The organism is Vibrio sp. V10_P2A27P122, from assembly GCF_963874335.1.
In the GTDB taxonomy this organism is placed as follows: Bacteria; Pseudomonadota; Gammaproteobacteria; order Enterobacterales; family Vibrionaceae; genus Vibrio; species Vibrio anguillarum.
The window spans coordinates 1-15,444 of sequence record NZ_CAWNHY010000242.1 but is presented as its reverse complement, the minus strand read 5'-3'; the positions used below and the strand labels follow the sequence as shown (position 1 = coordinate 15,444).

Annotated in this window: 15 protein-coding genes and 1 CRISPR repeat array; of the genes, 7 read left to right on the top strand and 8 right to left on the bottom strand. The window is 44.0% G+C overall.

The genetic code is table 11. The annotated features are described in order from the left end of the window. From cas1f to AACQ17_RS10730, 7 genes are all read left to right on the top strand, one after another. The coding region (gene cas1f / locus AACQ17_RS10760; RefSeq protein WP_094167825.1) for a type I-F CRISPR-associated endonuclease Cas1f at positions 1 to 711 on the top strand (711 nt) is incomplete at its 5' end. Further along, entirely contained in the window at positions 708 to 3,644 is a 2,937-nt protein-coding gene (locus tag AACQ17_RS10755) for a CRISPR-associated endonuclease Cas3'' (RefSeq protein WP_094167824.1), read from the top strand. The genes cas1f and AACQ17_RS10755, both read left to right, overlap by 4 nt. A 3-nt stretch (positions 3,645 to 3,647) precedes the next feature. Next, positions 3,648 to 4,595, top strand: coding sequence for a type I-Fv CRISPR-associated protein Cas7fv (gene cas7fv, locus AACQ17_RS10750; RefSeq protein ID WP_094167823.1), 948 nt, complete (start codon positions 3,648 to 3,650; stop codon positions 4,593 to 4,595). 8 nt (positions 4,596 to 4,603) lie between these two features. After that, positions 4,604 to 5,614 (top strand): type I-Fv CRISPR-associated protein Cas5fv, encoded by a 1,011-nt coding sequence (gene cas5fv / locus AACQ17_RS10745; protein ID WP_094167822.1) that lies wholly within the window; start codon positions 4,604 to 4,606, stop codon positions 5,612 to 5,614. Between the two features lie 8 nt (positions 5,615 to 5,622). After that, positions 5,623 to 6,174, top strand: a complete 552-nt coding sequence (gene cas6f, locus AACQ17_RS10740; RefSeq protein ID WP_094167821.1) for a type I-F CRISPR-associated endoribonuclease Cas6/Csy4 — start codon at positions 5,623 to 5,625, stop codon at positions 6,172 to 6,174. Positions 6,175 to 6,304: 130 nt separating this feature from the next. Next, positions 6,305 to 7,352: a CRISPR direct-repeat array (repeat unit 28 nt; unit sequence GTTCACTGCCGCACAGGCAGCTTAGAAA). Between the two features lie 61 nt (positions 7,353 to 7,413). Beyond that, a complete protein-coding gene (locus tag AACQ17_RS10735) occupies positions 7,414 to 8,466 on the top strand; it encodes a lactonase family protein (RefSeq protein ID WP_094147392.1) in 1,053 nt (350 codons plus the stop codon). A 12-nt stretch (positions 8,467 to 8,478) separates the two neighbouring features. After that, positions 8,479 to 8,841, top strand: coding sequence for a RidA family protein (locus tag AACQ17_RS10730; protein WP_013856709.1), 363 nt, complete (start codon positions 8,479 to 8,481; stop codon positions 8,839 to 8,841). A gap of 115 nt (positions 8,842 to 8,956) precedes the next feature. On the opposite strand, the gene cydX is transcribed toward AACQ17_RS10730, so the two are convergent. From cydX to AACQ17_RS10690, 8 genes are all read right to left on the bottom strand, one after another. After that, positions 8,957 to 9,058 carry a cytochrome bd-I oxidase subunit CydX gene (gene cydX, locus AACQ17_RS10725; protein ID WP_013856710.1) on the bottom strand — a complete coding sequence of 34 codons (102 nt, stop codon included), beginning with the start codon at positions 9,056 to 9,058 and terminating at the stop codon, positions 8,957 to 8,959. A gap of 12 nt (positions 9,059 to 9,070) precedes the next feature. After that, entirely contained in the window at positions 9,071 to 10,207 is a 1,137-nt protein-coding gene (gene cydB / locus AACQ17_RS10720) for a cytochrome d ubiquinol oxidase subunit II (RefSeq protein ID WP_094147391.1), read from the bottom strand. A gap of 11 nt (positions 10,208 to 10,218) precedes the next feature. Beyond that, positions 10,219 to 11,799 carry a cytochrome ubiquinol oxidase subunit I gene (locus AACQ17_RS10715; protein WP_094147390.1) on the bottom strand — a complete coding sequence of 527 codons (1,581 nt, stop codon included), beginning with the start codon at positions 11,797 to 11,799 and terminating at the stop codon, positions 10,219 to 10,221. A 120-nt stretch (positions 11,800 to 11,919) separates the two neighbouring features. Then, on the bottom strand, positions 11,920 to 12,519 hold the full coding sequence (locus tag AACQ17_RS10710) for an HvfX family Cu-binding RiPP maturation protein (protein ID WP_017044810.1): 600 nt from the start codon (positions 12,517 to 12,519) through the stop codon (positions 11,920 to 11,922). Continuing rightward, positions 12,516 to 13,262, bottom strand: a complete 747-nt coding sequence (locus AACQ17_RS10705; RefSeq protein WP_094147389.1) for an HvfC family peptide modification chaperone — start codon at positions 13,260 to 13,262, stop codon at positions 12,516 to 12,518. The genes AACQ17_RS10710 and AACQ17_RS10705 overlap by 4 nt, the downstream gene beginning before the upstream one ends. Next, positions 13,255 to 14,118, bottom strand: coding sequence for a DUF692 domain-containing protein (locus tag AACQ17_RS10700; RefSeq protein WP_094125506.1), 864 nt, complete (start codon positions 14,116 to 14,118; stop codon positions 13,255 to 13,257). Before AACQ17_RS10700 ends, AACQ17_RS10705 begins: the two co-directional genes overlap by 8 nt. Beyond that, positions 14,106 to 14,420, bottom strand: coding sequence for a hypothetical protein (locus AACQ17_RS10695; RefSeq protein ID WP_094125505.1), 315 nt, complete (start codon positions 14,418 to 14,420; stop codon positions 14,106 to 14,108). Before AACQ17_RS10695 ends, AACQ17_RS10700 begins: the two co-directional genes overlap by 13 nt. Continuing rightward, positions 14,410 to 15,366, bottom strand: coding sequence for an MBL fold metallo-hydrolase (locus tag AACQ17_RS10690; protein WP_094147388.1), 957 nt, complete (start codon positions 15,364 to 15,366; stop codon positions 14,410 to 14,412). Before AACQ17_RS10690 ends, AACQ17_RS10695 begins: the two co-directional genes overlap by 11 nt. Positions 15,367 to 15,444: the final 78 nt, after the last annotated feature.

The following is a 15,444-nucleotide window of genomic DNA, read 5'->3' as shown; positions in this document are numbered from 1 at the left end:
GCGTGTGAAGTAGAATGGTTTACGCCGCAAAGCGAATACCGGCCTACTGAATATCTACAAGGTTGGCTATCATTCTGGTTTGATGATGAAAAACGCTTGGCGGCCGCCAAACAGTTTCAAAATGCGCGGATTGATTACTTACAGCGTGTTTGGCGCTCCGACAGAGAATTAACCCTAGAGAAATTCAATGTTCAAGATGAAGTGATCAAGCAATCTCTCGAAACCTTCCATCAACGCACCGATGCCGCCAACAAACAATCTGATCTACTGCTCACCGAAGCGCAGTTGACCAAAGCCTTATACAAATACGCCGCCAATAATACTGGCAAAGAAGGGTTTTCTCGCCAACATCAACCCGACAAAAAAAGCAGCGACAAAGCCAACGATTTTTTGAACCACGGTAACTACTTAGCTTATGGCCTTGCCGCCAGCTGTTTGTGGGTATTGGGCATTCCGCACGGCTTTGCGGTGATGCATGGCAAAACTCGCCGCGGTGCTTTGGTGTTTGATGTGGCGGATTTAATCAAAGATGCGATTGTGCTGCCGTGGGCGTTTGTTTGCGCCAAAGAAAACGCCACCGAACAAGAGTTTCGCCAGCAAATCCTGCAAGCTTTTATCGAACACAAAGCACTTGATTTCATGTTTGATACAGTGAAACGCATTGCCCTGCACGGTCAAAGTGAACAAGAGAATGAGGAACGCCCACTATGATGGTCACCTTCGTTTCTCAGTGTGAAAAAAACGCGCTCAAGAAAACCCGCCGCGTACTCGATGCCTTTGCCAACCGAATTGGTGATAACACTTGGCAAACTTTGATCACCGAAGAAGGGCTATTAACCGTCAAAAAAATGCTAGGCCAAACCGCCACCCGCAGCACCGCCGTCAGTTGCCATTGGATCCGCTCACGCTCCCGCAGCCAGTTGTTATGGGTAGTAGGCAATAAGCGAAAATTTAATGTGGAAGGTGTGGTGCCTGTTAATCAAACTGGAAAAGAGGTTTTTATGGATGTTTTAACTGATAAACCCAAGCAAGGTGTGTTGTATGCAAACACCCAATTACAACCACTGAGCGAGCATTTATTTGCGGTTGGATATGTTGCCGAACGACTACATTGTCAGTTATTTCCAGACAATACACAGTTTTCAATTGTGAATTTCATTGCAGGTTGCTTGCATGATTTAGGAAAAATTGATCCCAAGTTCCAAGAGTGGGTAACCAACCCTAAAAAGAAAGAGTACATAGCAGACGATGGCCAGCATATTGATGATGCTAAATTTAGCTTTGATAAACATCCAAGACATAATGAAATTTCACTTTTGCTCTATCAATTACTTGATAGTGCAGAACTAAAATGTCTAAATCCCAGCAATAAACGTTCTGTAAAGCACGCGGTATACTGGCATCATGCAAAGCCTTTTCGTAAAGAAAAAAATGGTTTTGATAGTTATAAAGATATTTGCAAAAAGCTGGTGGTAAATCAAAAAGAAGTAAAGTTAGCTGATATTGTGGTTCAAGCCCAAGCGCTGATTAAGCAAGTCGTTGCCATAGATAAAAAATACCGTGAGTCAACCAATAGTGTCCTTGAAAGAAGTATCTTGGCTGACGAATTGCAGGAATTAGAGGAGAATCTGCCTGATGCTCCGCCTCTGCCTAGCTATAAAGAATATGAACTAGAAGAATCAGTATCAGCCAATACTTTCAATGTGAAAGTTAATGCGCTAAACAATATTGCACGCGCATGCTTGATCACTGCTGATCGAATAATATCTGCATTAAGTGCGACAGAATTACACGCTGTCATTTTTGAGCGGAACTTAAATGAACTTGTGGCTGGGCTGCTCGAAGTGGAATCTTCTCTCAGTAGCGATATTGCTACCTGCCTACGCACATTTTATCCGGATAGTGAACGCAGTAAAAAGCAAAGTGAGATTGCTCTACAACTGATTACTGCCGACGATGTCTCAGTGCTTGCGGGTGCTGCTGGTTGTGGTAAAACTAAAATTGCCTTGGAATGGGCAAAATTGAAAGGTGCGAAGCGCATTATTTGGGTGTGCCCTCGTGTACAGGTATGCCAAGGTTTATTTTATGAGCTCACCTCGGAGCAATATTTGCCCAATAGCACCATTGAAATTAATACGGGGGAATTTAAGTTTCATAATCAATGGGGTAATCCTATTCCTGATGATGAGAGCTTTTCTGGTGATATAGTTATCACCACCATAGACCAAATTCTCGGTTCAGTGATCAGCCACACGAAAGCTAATACGCTTATAGATTTTTTGAACGTACATGTTGTATTTGATGAATTTCATGAATACGTCAATATACCAGCTTTTAATTTGCTGTTTGCAGAGCTTATTGCCGCCAAAAAGATGCAGCAGCAGCAAGCCAAAACCTTATTAGTGTCGGCAACCCCTCATTACGTGTTTGTCGAAGAACTGCTTGGTATTCATCCTGATGATATTAAAGTCATGCCATCTTTTAACCACAGTCAATATCAACTTGACTTTAAAGTATTCAATGATTCGGAATTAGGTGCAGATAATCCGCTATTTATGGAACAAAAGGATGGCACTTTTGTTATCAGTAATATGGCACTCACGGCACAAAATAGTTTTATTCGCAATCAACACAGAGAAAATGCGGTTTTATTACACTCAAAATTTATTAAGAGTGACAAGCGTAAATGGTTTGGTGAAGTGTACGAAGCATTCAAACGCGGAGGAACCCGTAAGTTTGAAGTGTTGCGCAGTGGACCAATTGTGCAGGCTTCGCTAAATATCAGTTGTGATTATATGGTGGCAGAAATTACCAGTGCTGAAGATAGCTTGCAGCGGCTAGGACGACTGGATCGTTTTGGTGAAAATAAGGTTGTAAACACTTACACATTGGCAGTGCCTGAATCAGTTGCTAATAGCAAAGGTAAAAGCCCTGCTGCGGGTTTTCTATCGAAAATGTATGTATTAAGCTCTGTGAGGGCATGGTATCAATTTTTGCGAAGTGAACTTGATGATAAAACGTTTACCTTGCCAGAAGCTTATCAGCTTTATTTCACTTTTCATCACACCGAACGTAATCGTGGTTTTATAGAAAGTGATTTAGTGGCTGCACTTAAAAATAGTGTGCAACAAATCAATGCCAAAGTGGTTGATCCAATCACCATGCCACCGAAGAAAAATAAAGATAAAAAACGCAGTAAAATCAGTAAAGGATCTCTGCGTGGCGATAATCGTTTTGTGCAAATGGCGCTCGTAGATCTCAGTAATTCGGAGCCAAATTTTCTTGACCAATATGCCTACTCAATACCACTAGATGATGACAGCAACATCGATAACCTTACCTATGCCACTAGTGCAATTTGTGGATATGGCCAAAGTGATAAAGACCTGTTATCTCATATGTTTAAAAAGCATCACAACATTATGGGTGGGTTTAATAAATCGTTCACTGACAAAAATTTATTAAACCAAGCTCGGGATCCTGAATCGCCAATTTATTTAAGTTATACCAGCAACGATTTACTACAAGTGGGTGGTGAAAGTGCACGTCACTCGCATGCTATTTATTACGCTGTCTGCGATAAACAAGCTATCGGCGCTATATCCATTAAACAAATTAATCAAACTACAGAAGATGAGGAATAAATCATGGAACAAGTAACTGGAATTAAAAGTGTAGATTTTAAAATTAAAGCATTAGGACATGGAGTAGTGAATTGGAATGGTCCGACAACTTTGACAGGTGACAATGGTAAAACTGTAGACAATCATACTTTACCAAAGTTACGAGGCTATACGAATTTAACAGGGAAAGTGAAAGAAGAAACAGGTTATAAATATAAAAAGGAAGCGACAGATATAGATTTTAAAAAAACGCCTTTATATATCAGCCAAAACTGTATCCGTCATCATCTTTTTAGGGATCAAGCATTCGATTTACATTTTGCCGCAGAGAAAAACCTAGAAATGGTTTTAGCTTCTATTACAGGGCTGATCCGTGGTTACGTCGTTCCTTCAAGTCAGTGTAAACGCACAAGTCCCTTACTCCTAGAGGATTTTATTGATCAATTGGGTAACGGTAACTTTGAGCAGTTTGGTCAAGCTGGTGCTCGTGATAGCTCATCATTCTTTTCTAAAACTACATTTGGTGATACTGAGTACGTTTCTTATGGCTCTATCAGTATTGAACAATTGCAATTTATATCACTCGATAAAAAGTTCGACCGCGCCAGTATGATTATCAAAGAGGGTCAAGGTGAAGAAGTGGCTAAAACGGTACAAGACTTTATTAACTCGCTTAATCCATCACTCAACCCTGTTGCCATATTCCAAAGCAATTATGTGCGTAAAGGTACCATTTTTGAAGAAGGCGAATGCGGAATTTTACTTAATGATGATGCAGTAAAAATCTTGGTTACTGAAACATTAGATCGCTTAGCTAATTTATCTATTCGCCAAGCGAAAGGTTATATGTATGTTGACGAAATTACAGTTGATTATAACGATAGCCATAAGATGATGCGTATTAAACGTGATGAATCAGAAATCAGCAATGAGCAGCATGCACCGTTTGCTCAGTATTTTTATGCAAAATAGGAGGCTGCATGAAAATAACCATAGAATATGATTCTTGCTGGCGAAATTCATTTTTAGGTGGTTCAAATAATGATCCTGTTCCTAAGAAAGGCCGTGAATTTTTAGGATCAATGACTAACTTAAAAAAAGAGGGTAATTTCAAAGTATGCAAGACGACTTTGGATACTGTAATGGGAATACTTAATCGATTAATTGGTGATCAGCGTAAACTGTATCAGGCTCGTAGTAACATACATGAAACTAGCTATTATTTCTCGGAGTTGGAAGATAAGGTCAGTTTTATAGATAAGCCGCAGTTGACCAATGAAATAACTTTTATTCGTAATATGAATGGTAGTACGGACCAGAATTCATTTACTGGTATGATTAAGGTGTCTGATCCTGTTTTTAAGTCTGAATATTCACAGCAGTTTTGGGGAGTATTGAACCTAGATTTCAATCAGCTCTGTGATTTTATTATTGAGCAACCAAAAATAGAAGTATCAATTGATCTTGATCCTTTAAGTATTATCAATCGATTGGAGAGTCTTAATAAAGAAAAAGCAATAGAGTTAAATGACAATTTGGTTCTGGTTATTGATATCTTAAATAAAAATTTTCCAGAGATTGAATATTTAAACAATAAATACTTGATTACACCAATCAGCCTTTATTGTTCAGCACTCTATCTTCAACTTTCTCGACTAGAAATAAATTATGATATGGTCACTGCGAAAACTAAATTAGGTGGTATTAGTGGTATATCTAAACGTGGATTTACCAAAAAAGATTTCATGGATCGATATACCACCGGAGCAAAGAAAATAATTTTGGGTAATCCTTTCATCAAAAAAGAAAAGATAAAAGGGCAAGGGGAAGTGACTTCCATGATGACAAAAGCTAGTGGTCAATTAGAAATTAATATCGATGTAGATCGCAACAAAGCACAAGAAATAAAAACCTTGATTGAAAATGCTGGGGTATCAAGTTTTTACCTAGGGAAAAAAGGCCTAGCTTATGTGTCAAACATACGGCTTTAGGAGGAAATATGGACTCATACATTGATATTCGATTAAAGCCCGATGCAGAAATACTTGAAGCCGAATTGAGCAGTAAAGTGTTTACCAAATTTCACAAAGCATTGGTGATGCTGGGTAGCGATCAAATAGGCATCAGCTTTCCAGAAGCTAAGGTAAAACTTGGGCGATTATTTCGCTTACATGGTGAAGCAAGCTTTTTGCATGATTTACAAGGTTTAAACTGGCTTGGTCCGTTATCTGGTTACTGCCAAGTGAGTGAGATATTGGCTATTCCTGAACAGGTGCAATATCGAGTGATCTCAGTAAAGCGTAGCAATTTAAGTCAAGCGAAGCTCAGACGTTTGATCGCTCGCGGTAGCATCGATAAAGAGGGTGAAAAACGTTACAAAGTGAAAATGCTTAGCCAAGGTTTTGATAATCCGTACCTAGATTTATTCAGCAGTTCGACGAAGCAGGTACATCGTAAATTCTTTGAGTTTGGTGAAATGCAGCCACTGCCAGTATCCGGAAAGTTTGATTCCTATGGGCTAAGTCATACCACTACGGTTCCTTGGTTTTAACCCTATTTTTTTGCTATTTAAAAATAATATTTAAATACAAATAGTTACAGCAGGTAGTTTTAAATAGGGTAAAAATGGTTTTTTTACTCTAACTGCTTGTTGTAACTTATTTTTATGTTGTTATTCTATTGTTCACTGCCGCACAGGCAGCTTAGAAATTATCGCAAAGTGGTGCGTAAAAACAGTGATGGTTCACTGCCGCACAGGCAGCTTAGAAAACGTTTCTTGCTCTGCAATCAGCAGCAGCTTGGTTCACTGCCGCACAGGCAGCTTAGAAAAAACGAGCAAGGTGAAACTGGCGTTTATGTCGGTTCACTGCCGCACAGGCAGCTTAGAAATTGATAACTGACGAACGGACAAGCCGCGCTTTGTTCACTGCCGCACAGGCAGCTTAGAAATTGACGCTTACGGGCACAACATCAGCCGTGACGTTCACTGCCGCACAGGCAGCTTAGAAATTTGCCGTTGCTTTGGCTTGTCATGCGCTTCAGTTCACTGCCGCACAGGCAGCTTAGAAAACATTGAAACACATCCAGCTATTTACTTTGAAGTTCACTGCCGCACAGGCAGCTTAGAAACATTTCTCTAAAGGGCTTGGCTGACATTGCGAGTTCACTGCCGCACAGGCAGCTTAGAAATTGATTCGTTCGGCTGTATCTTCACTAGCTTGGTTCACTGCCGCACAGGCAGCTTAGAAATGTACTAACAGTCTTATTCATGTTTGTTACGAGTTCACTGCCGCACAGGCAGCTTAGAAATACGCATTAAACCAAAAATGAATGAGGAAACCGTTCACTGCCGCACAGGCAGCTTAGAAATGACGATCTAGATAATTATGAAAATATCAAAAGTTCACTGCCGCACAGGCAGCTTAGAAATCACCAAAAATGACGTCGGCTTTTAAATATGGGTTCACTGCCGCACAGGCAGCTTAGAAAGCAAACCACTAACTGAGTGGGAAGAGGAGCAAGTTCACTGCCGCACAGGCAGCTTAGAAAATTCTTTGCTATCAATCGGCTTGCTAGCTCTCGTTCACTGCCGCACAGGCAGCTTAGAAACAAAGAAAGCGCGACCACAGCCGCACTTGCATGTTCACTGCCGCACAGGCAGCTTAGAAAAACTAATCGCCTTGGCCGCTGACAGAACGAATGTTCACTGCCGCACAGGCAGCTTAATTAAATTATCCCAGATTAAGGTGAAATTTGGGTATAGTGTTTTATTTTTGATGATAGGTGGAAAATGAGCACACACACTGCCGCGCGTTTTTACATTGGTACTTATACGGATGCACCAAGCAATAGTAACGGCGTTGAGCTGATTGAGCTTAATACCATTACGGGTGAACTTAGTGTTTTGCAAGAAGTGATGGCGACGCGTAACCCTTCCTACCTTCTTGAAACCACCAAGGGCTTTTACACTTTTAACGAGGTAGAAGCGAGCGACAACCCACAATTGATACACATTAATAAGGGTTTGGTTTCTCAAGTGCCACTGTCGGGTAGCTATGCTTGTCATCTTGCTATTGATGCCAAGCAGCGCTATTGCGCCGTGGCGCATTATGGGTCGGGTAATGTAAACATTGTTCGTTTGGACGATACTGGCAAACCTGAGTCATGCATCGCTGATCTATGGATTGATGGTCAGGGGCCAAATGCAGAGCGCCAAACCTCACCTCACGCTCATCAGGTGGTTTTCCTTAAACAGTCGTCGCAACTGGTTGTGGTCGATTTAGGGAGTGATGCAATTCATTTTTTCGCCATCAACAGTGATAATCAGGCATTTTCATTGGCGCAAACTGTAGAGATGCCTGCGGGGAGTGGGCCGCGCCATGTGGTGTTTAATCACGCAGAAACCCGAGCTTTTGTGGTCTGTGAATTGTCGGAGACTTTGGTCACCTTAGTATTTTCCGGGATACAATGGCAAATAGAGACTGAGTGCGATCTCTTGCCGAATGAGGCGAAAAGTGGAGCGGCTGCGGCGATTAAGTTGTCGCCCGATGAACGTTTTCTCTATGCTTCCTGCCGAGAGCAAAATAAAATCGTTCTTTTTGAACTATGCCAGCCACAACCGCAATGGATTGCCGCATTTGACGTCGGTGGCCAATTCCCGCGTGACTTCACTTTGTCTGCGGATGGAGATTGGTTGTTGGTTGCTAGCCAACATTCACACACAATTGCCAGTTATCGCCGAGATGAAACCACAGGCAGGTTGGTTGCCAGCGGCTTTAGCTGCAAAGTCGGCGCGCCAGTCTGTGTGATCGAACAGCACTGTTGCGAGTTATCTTTACCATAAAGAGAGAAATTAATGACTATTCATCGTATTAATCCAAGTAAACGTTGGTCTGACATTACCGTATTCAACGGCATTGCCCACTTTGTGGAAGTGGCTGATAGCGATACAAAAGCCGATATGAAAGGGCAGGTTGAGCAGATCTTAGCCCAAGCTGAGCAGCAGTTGACGGCGATCGACAGCGACAGAAGCCGCGTGTTATCGGTGACAATTTATGTCACAGATTTTGCTCATTTCGCCGCTTTGAATGAAGTGTGGGATAGCTGGTTTCCAGAAGGATGTGCACCAAGCCGAGCCTGCGTTCAAGCGCAATTGGCAAGCCCTGACTATCTGGTTGAAATGGCTTTTGTTGCCGCAGCTGGCCCAAAATTTCAGTAAATACGTTTCTTACGATGTGATAAAAAAATGGCGCTAAAAACAGCGCCATTTTTTTATCTTAAAGCTTGATGATCTTAACGCTTCTTAGCAGGTTATCTGCTTGCATATGAGTGAGTTACGATTCATCGAAATGCTCAGCTTGCTCAAGCCACAATCCATTGATTATACCAAATGCGCAGGCGAGTAATACGCCAAGAACCCAACAGAAATACCACATCAGTTATCTCCTTTAGTACAGCGATGTGCTGTGGTTGCGAATGTAATCATCACTCAATCGACCGAACATTTTGTAGTAACCCCAAGTCGTGTAACTGAGGATGACTGGCACCACTAAGATGGCGACAAGCGTGATGATATTGAGTGTTTTTTGGCTGGATGTGGCATCCCAAATCGTCAAACTGTGTGATGGCATTAAGCTTGACGGCATGATCATCGGAAATAGCGCCACGCCTGCCGTAAAAATAATGCATGCAATAGCAAGGCTAGAGAATAAGAATGCCCCGCCAGATGCTCGTTTCAGGCTTGCCCATATGCACGCCAATAAGCTCGCGATGCCCACGCAAGGGATCAACCACAGCATGGCGTGTGCTTGATAGTTATGCAGTAAATGACGAGCGACGCTAATCACCTCTTTATGCAGGGGGTTTGAAGCGGCATCCGTGACAATTGGGCTCACGATAATATAACCCGCCATGTTGGCTGCCAAGAATCCGCCGATGAGAAATAAAGCCACCGCAATGCTGGCACTGACGACCGACGCGCTATGGGCTCGCTCGCATAACACATCACAAGTTTTGAGCTGTAAAAACGTTGCGCCTTGAGTGACGACGATGGCAAGGCTGAGCAGGCCACACAGTAGTGGAAATGGTGTGAATAGATCCCAAAAATGGCCTTGGTAATCGAGCATCAATAAGTTATTGAGCTGAAAAGGGACTCCTACCAATAAATTACCAAAACCAATGCCAAAGATGAGGGGCGGCACAACGCCACTGATGAACAGTGCGTTATCGCACGCCTTGCGCCATGAGGGGTTATCGATTTTTGAGCGATAATCCATACCAATTGGGCGCAGCCATAACGCAGCAAGTAGCAACATCATCGCTAAATAGAAACTAGAAAATGCGGTGGCGTAAACCAGTGGCCAGATAGCGAAAATCGCACCGCCAGCAGTAATCAACCACACTTGGTTGCCATCCCAATGAGGCGCGATACTGTTGATCATCACTCTTCGTTCAACATCACTGCGTCCCAAAATGGGCAGTAGCGCTGCAACGCCCATATCAAAGCCATCGGTGATGATAAAACCAATCAATAGCACACCGACAATCGCCCAAGTCAGCAGACGTAAGGTTTCGTAATCAAACATTGTGTTCTCCCTTAATGGTGTACGTGAGATAGAGATCCGTGCCCATCTTGCGTTTCAAAATGGTAACGTCCGGTATGTAGGGCGCTTGGTCCGCGCCGAGCAAACTTCACCATCAGGTACATTTCCACCACCAAAAATGCGCTATAGAGTAAGTAAACTAGGCCCAGTGAAATCCATAAATCGCTGGTTGATAGGTTAGATACGGCCATATTAACCGGAAGCACTTCACCGATAGCCCAAGGTTGGCGGCCAAACTCAGCGACAAACCAACCCGCTTCGCTGGCAATCCAGGGAAGTGGAATAGCGAATAATGCCGCCTTAAGTAACCAAGGCTGAGTGCCGATTTTTCGCCGACAAATTTGGATGAAACAGAGCCCAATGACAGCGAACATCGCCATACCGCAGGCCACCATGATGCGGAAGCTCCAAAACAGAGGTGCAACTTGCGGAATGGTATCTTGCGCGGCTTGTTTGATTTGGCTTTCAGTCGCATCAGTTACTTTATCGGTGTATTTTTTGAGTAATAAACCGTACCCCAAATCCTCTTTTAGCGTTTCAAACTGAGCGATGTTTTGCAGTGAATCGTCACCATTGCGTAAGGCTTCTAATAGCCCGTAAGCGAGCATGCCATTGCGAATGCGCTCTTCACTGCGCGCCATCAAATCTTTTAAGCCGATGACGGGCTCATCCAATGAACGCGTGGCGATAATACCCATCAAATAAGGGACTTTAATCGCCGCGTCTGTGTGCATGGTTTCTTGGTTAGGTAGCCCAAATAGAGTAAAAGAGGCAGGGGCTTGTTCGGTATCCCACTCGGCTTCAATGGCGGCCAGTTTCACCTGTTGCACTTCACCTAAGGTGTAACCTGACTCATCACCTAGCAATAAGGTGGCGGTAATGGATGCCATGCCAAAAGCGCAAGCCACAGCAAATGAGCGACGCGCAAAGGGAAGGTCGCGCTTTTTCAATAGGTAGTAAGCGCTGATACCCATGATAAACAGTGCGCCTGTGGTGTAACCCGCCGCAACGGTATGCACAAACTTCACTTGGGTTACTGGGTTAAAAATGACCTCAGCAAAGTTGATCATTTCCATACGCATGGTTTGATAGTTAAACTCGGCACCGACGGGGTTTTGCATCCAGCCGTTGGCCATCAAAATCCACAATCCAGAAAAGTTAGAGCCTAAAGCGGTTAACCAAGTCACGCTTAAATGCTGACGCTTAGAAAGGCGATCCCAGCCGAAGAAAAATAGCCCAACTAAGGTAGATTCAAGGAAAAAGGCAATCAAAGCTTCAATCGCCAGTGGGGCACCAAAAATGTCACCCACATAATGAGAGTAGTACGCCCAGTTGGTGCCAAATTGAAACTCCATAGTGAGGCCGGTGGCAACGCCAACGGCGAAGTTGATGCCAAACAGCTTGCCCCAAAAGCGAGTCATGTCTTTGTAGACGGTTTTTCCGGTCATCACATACAGCGATTCCATGATCGCCAGTAAAAACGATAAGCCAATGGTCAGCGGAACAAAAATAAAATGGTAAAGCGCCGTACTGGCGAACTGGAACCGTGACAGTTCCACCACATCTGTAAGCATAAAGTCTCCCTCCCGCCAGCAAAATGGCAGGTAAGATAGTCAGAGATGAATGTGTGATTGATAACACCTGCCACTTGAAGCTGCGGGCGGCAACTTCAAGTTAGTAGGCATCATTAGGTGTTAAGCAGTTTGAGGCGTGCGAGTGAATGGTTTTTTTAGCCAGTAGTCGAGGCTGACGTAGCGGCCACCACCGTAAATGAAAAGAACCATCAGCATCACAAAGTAAGTAGCCGCAAATTCCATCCCGTTATTGAGCATTACAGGATCGCCAAGTTCTGTGATGTAGTTGTAGCGGCCCGGAAAATTGACCGCCAACCATTCAATAAAACCGTTTAAGCGCACCGTCGCTTCCATACTGCTGGTGGCAATCGCGTCCCAGCCATGTTTCCAGTGCACCATTGCGCTCGCCACACTCATCATGAGAATCATAGGGATAGCCATAATGCGAGTAAAAAGACCAAGTGCGATGCATATACAGCCGAGAACTTCTGTCGCGGCGGCTAAAAATGCCAGCAGTTCTGGAAAAGGTAGATTTAAACCACCATCGGCGGTTGAGGCGCCAAACCAAGCAACGGTTCCAGCGAAACCAACCACTTTGGAATGAGCGCCGACAAAAATCACCGGCACGAGGAAAAGTCGAATCGCAAGTAGTACTATAAAATCGAATTTTTTAAATTTTTCGATCACGCCATCGTACCAATTGAGGGCTGAGTGAATCATAGAGTTTCTCCTAATAAATACAGGCTGATGAGTCCTTGTTGCTGAAACGTTTGAACCCACGCCAAAAAATGGAAGTTGGATAGGTGTTGAGCTATCTGTTGTTCTAGTTGCGTTAGTGACTGCGCTGGGGCGTTTTGAATCATCTGAATTAGGGCGATATCCACTTCTCTGAGTTTTTGTGATACCACCTGATGCGATGCATGACGAAATACCCCATAACAGACCGTTTTCTGTTCTTGAATCAAAAAAGTGACCGATTCTGGATGGACAAGAAAAGGCACTTCGACCAGTTTTAATGTTGGGTTAAGCTGTATGCAAAACGCCTCCGGTTGAGCTTCAACATCATCCCACCATACTTTGAGATTCGGCACATGAGCGCTATCCATTTCAGCGTTGAAAACGATCCATTCATATTCAAGCAGTGCGATTTGCTCAGCACTGAGGTTAACACTGGCGTTATGGTTATTTTGCTGTTGGATAAACTGAACAAATTCAGTCGCAATCTGATGGAACTCAGGCTCCATAGCGCTATGTATTACCAGCCATTCGTCCGTCAAAATGTAGAGTGTTTCCTCGTTAAGTTGAGCGTAAAACAGAGGAAAAGTGTGCTTAATGACAGAGTAGATATTCGCTCGAATGAACTCTCGATAACGGCAGGGCGGTTCGCCTTGCGCGACAGGAGAGCGGATCACACAGGTCAGTGCGTGCATTGACATACTCATGTTCATTGGTGGTTTAAGCATGGCTACGCTCCACATCGATAACTAATGATGGCGCTGGTTGCATAATATCGTGATGGATAGTGCGCAACTCTTCAGTCAAAACCACCAGAGGAGGCACATGATGATCACGTTCAAGCAGCAAAGGACGGCTACCTTGTTGAGCGTAAGCATAACGAGCCAAGTCAATCACCTCTTGTTGTACTGGTTTGCCATGGGTATCGAGCAAGAAATCTTCGCGCTCTTTTAAGTGACCTGCGATGTGGTAATAGCAGATCGCTTCGCTCGGTAAAGTGGCCAGCATGTCAAACGGGCAGTAATTGTGGTTACGGCTATTCACATACACATTATTGATATCAATCAGCAGCTGGCAGCCGCTGCGCTCGACTATCTCAGCAATAAATTCGCCTTCGGGGATCTCCTTGCCGTAACTGTGGTAGTAGGAGATGTTTTCCAGCACCAAAGGGCGTTGCACAATATCTTGAACGCAGTGAATGCGATCGACCAAGTAAGCAATGCTCTCTTTATAGCGCGGGATAGGCAGCAGTTCATACAAGTACCCTTGGGCATCACGTGAAAAGCTCAAATGCTCACTGTAAATGTCGATGTTAAATTCATCTAAAAATGCCGCTACCTTTTTCACAAACGCTTTGTTCAGTGGCTGACAATCGCCAATCGACAAACTCAGCCCATGTGCAACCAGAGGATAGTGCTTTGCTATCTGCTGTAACTGCTCGCGTTTAAGTCCGCCCATGTTCATCCAGTTCTCCGGAGCAAGCTCAAGGAAATCGATGTCGGGATGGTCAGGCAACTGGCATAGCAAATCGATGTGTTCGCTACGCAAGCCGATGCCTTTTGAAGTGCGATCTATTGCCCGCATACACCACCAGTGATTTTGCTGTTGGTTAGAGTAATGGTTTCAGCGGAAGGTGAGATTCCCTCTGCGGTTAAGCCGCATTTACCATCTCTGGCGCGTACTAAACGTCCTTGCGGATCGCTTTTTAAATCCTGTTTCTCAAAGCGTTTTTCAGTACCACATTTGCCAGCCGCGCATTTGCCACCATTTTGAGAGGTGGGTTGCGCACTCACTGGTGCTTCCGTTGACGTTTCTGCAACGCTCATTGCAGGATGAAGAGCAATGGCCGAAGTCATCGCAATAGACAAAACAATTTTACAATTCATGGGTTATCTCCTTCACGGAACTCATTGGGTAGCTTGAGAGATCACGGGCGGCAATAACTTCGCCGTGATAAAACTGTTTGATGATCTTGGTCGACTCTGACTTATGTTTAAGGCCGACTCCCATCCAGTGGTTGAGCACGAGCAGTTTAGGATTGATTTTGGCTGCAATTTCGCCAATCACTGAAGGTTTAGCGTGCATAAATGCGGAAACTTCATCGGCTGACTCATGAACAGCCATCGGCATGACTAAAATGTCAGCGCCTTGAGCAAAATCGAGAAATGCTGGGTTACTGCCGTTTTGATCGGCAGAAATAACAATAACGCCCTGATCACTTTCAATACGATAAGCCAAACATGGCACGTCCCCATGAGGAATACCGAGTGCGTAAATGGTTAAACCGTCTTGTTGATACACTTTAGTTGGTGTCGTGGTTTTGTAAGAAACATCAGTGATGGTGACTGGGAACAAACCATCACTGCCATCATACAAACCATTTAAATAAGCGTAAGCGCCATCTTTGCTATTAAAGAGTGCGTCCATATAGCCTGATAGGCTAGGGAAGGCCGATCCCGCTTGCGGGCCTGCAATATCTAGCGGGTCTTCTCGCTTAAAGAAGTAGCCGCCTTTGAGCAGCGCGGGCAAGTCTGCAACGTGGTCGGTGTGAAAATGGGTAATGCCTAGAAAATCCAAATCTTCCAGTTTAGAGCCGGATTGGCCAAAGCGCAGATACGCGCCGCCGCCAGCATCAATCATGATTTTAGATTTGCCTTTCCACCAAATCACTTCCGCTGAAGAAGAGCGCAGATCATCTGAAATTGGCCCTCCCGATCCTAAAACTTGTAAAGTGAATTCTTTGTCGAGCGGTTCTAACGAGTTTGCGTAAGCACCGATGGCACCGCACGACAAACTGATTGCGAGCACCAGCGCCTTGAGTGGTTGTTTCATGCTGACTACCTTTTGATTGTCTTTTTTATGATATGTGGATACCTAGGGCGAAAAGAGACTTGCGATAAAAGTGCAAGC

What these genes read in the sequence shown, in the direction of transcription:
- AACQ17_RS10715 (WP_094147390.1), bottom strand. Translation starts at nt 11,799, where the DNA reads ATGCTTACAGATGTGGTGGAACTGTCACGGTTCCAGTTCGCCAGTACG.
- AACQ17_RS10705 (WP_094147389.1), bottom strand. Translation starts at nt 13,262, where the DNA reads ATGCTTAAACCACCAATGAACATGAGTATGTCAATGCACGCACTGACC.
- cydX (WP_013856710.1), bottom strand. Translation starts at nt 9,058, where the DNA reads ATGTGGTATTTCTGTTGGGTTCTTGGCGTATTACTCGCCTGCGCATTT.
- cas6f (WP_094167821.1), top strand. Translation starts at nt 5,623, where the DNA reads ATGGACTCATACATTGATATTCGATTAAAGCCCGATGCAGAAATACTT.
- AACQ17_RS10700 (WP_094125506.1), bottom strand. Translation starts at nt 14,118, where the DNA reads ATGCGGGCAATAGATCGCACTTCAAAAGGCATCGGCTTGCGTAGCGAA.
- AACQ17_RS10695 (WP_094125505.1), bottom strand. Translation starts at nt 14,420, where the DNA reads ATGAATTGTAAAATTGTTTTGTCTATTGCGATGACTTCGGCCATTGCT.
- cydB (WP_094147391.1), bottom strand. Translation starts at nt 10,207, where the DNA reads ATGTTTGATTACGAAACCTTACGTCTGCTGACTTGGGCGATTGTCGGT.
- AACQ17_RS10690 (WP_094147388.1), bottom strand. Translation starts at nt 15,366, where the DNA reads ATGAAACAACCACTCAAGGCGCTGGTGCTCGCAATCAGTTTGTCGTGC.
- AACQ17_RS10730 (WP_013856709.1), top strand. Translation starts at nt 8,479, where the DNA reads ATGACTATTCATCGTATTAATCCAAGTAAACGTTGGTCTGACATTACC.
- cas5fv (WP_094167822.1), top strand. Translation starts at nt 4,604, where the DNA reads ATGAAAATAACCATAGAATATGATTCTTGCTGGCGAAATTCATTTTTA.
- AACQ17_RS10755 (WP_094167824.1), top strand. Translation starts at nt 708, where the DNA reads ATGATGGTCACCTTCGTTTCTCAGTGTGAAAAAAACGCGCTCAAGAAA.
- AACQ17_RS10710 (WP_017044810.1), bottom strand. Translation starts at nt 12,519, where the DNA reads ATGATTCACTCAGCCCTCAATTGGTACGATGGCGTGATCGAAAAATTT.
- AACQ17_RS10735 (WP_094147392.1), top strand. Translation starts at nt 7,414, where the DNA reads ATGAGCACACACACTGCCGCGCGTTTTTACATTGGTACTTATACGGAT.
- cas7fv (WP_094167823.1), top strand. Translation starts at nt 3,648, where the DNA reads ATGGAACAAGTAACTGGAATTAAAAGTGTAGATTTTAAAATTAAAGCA.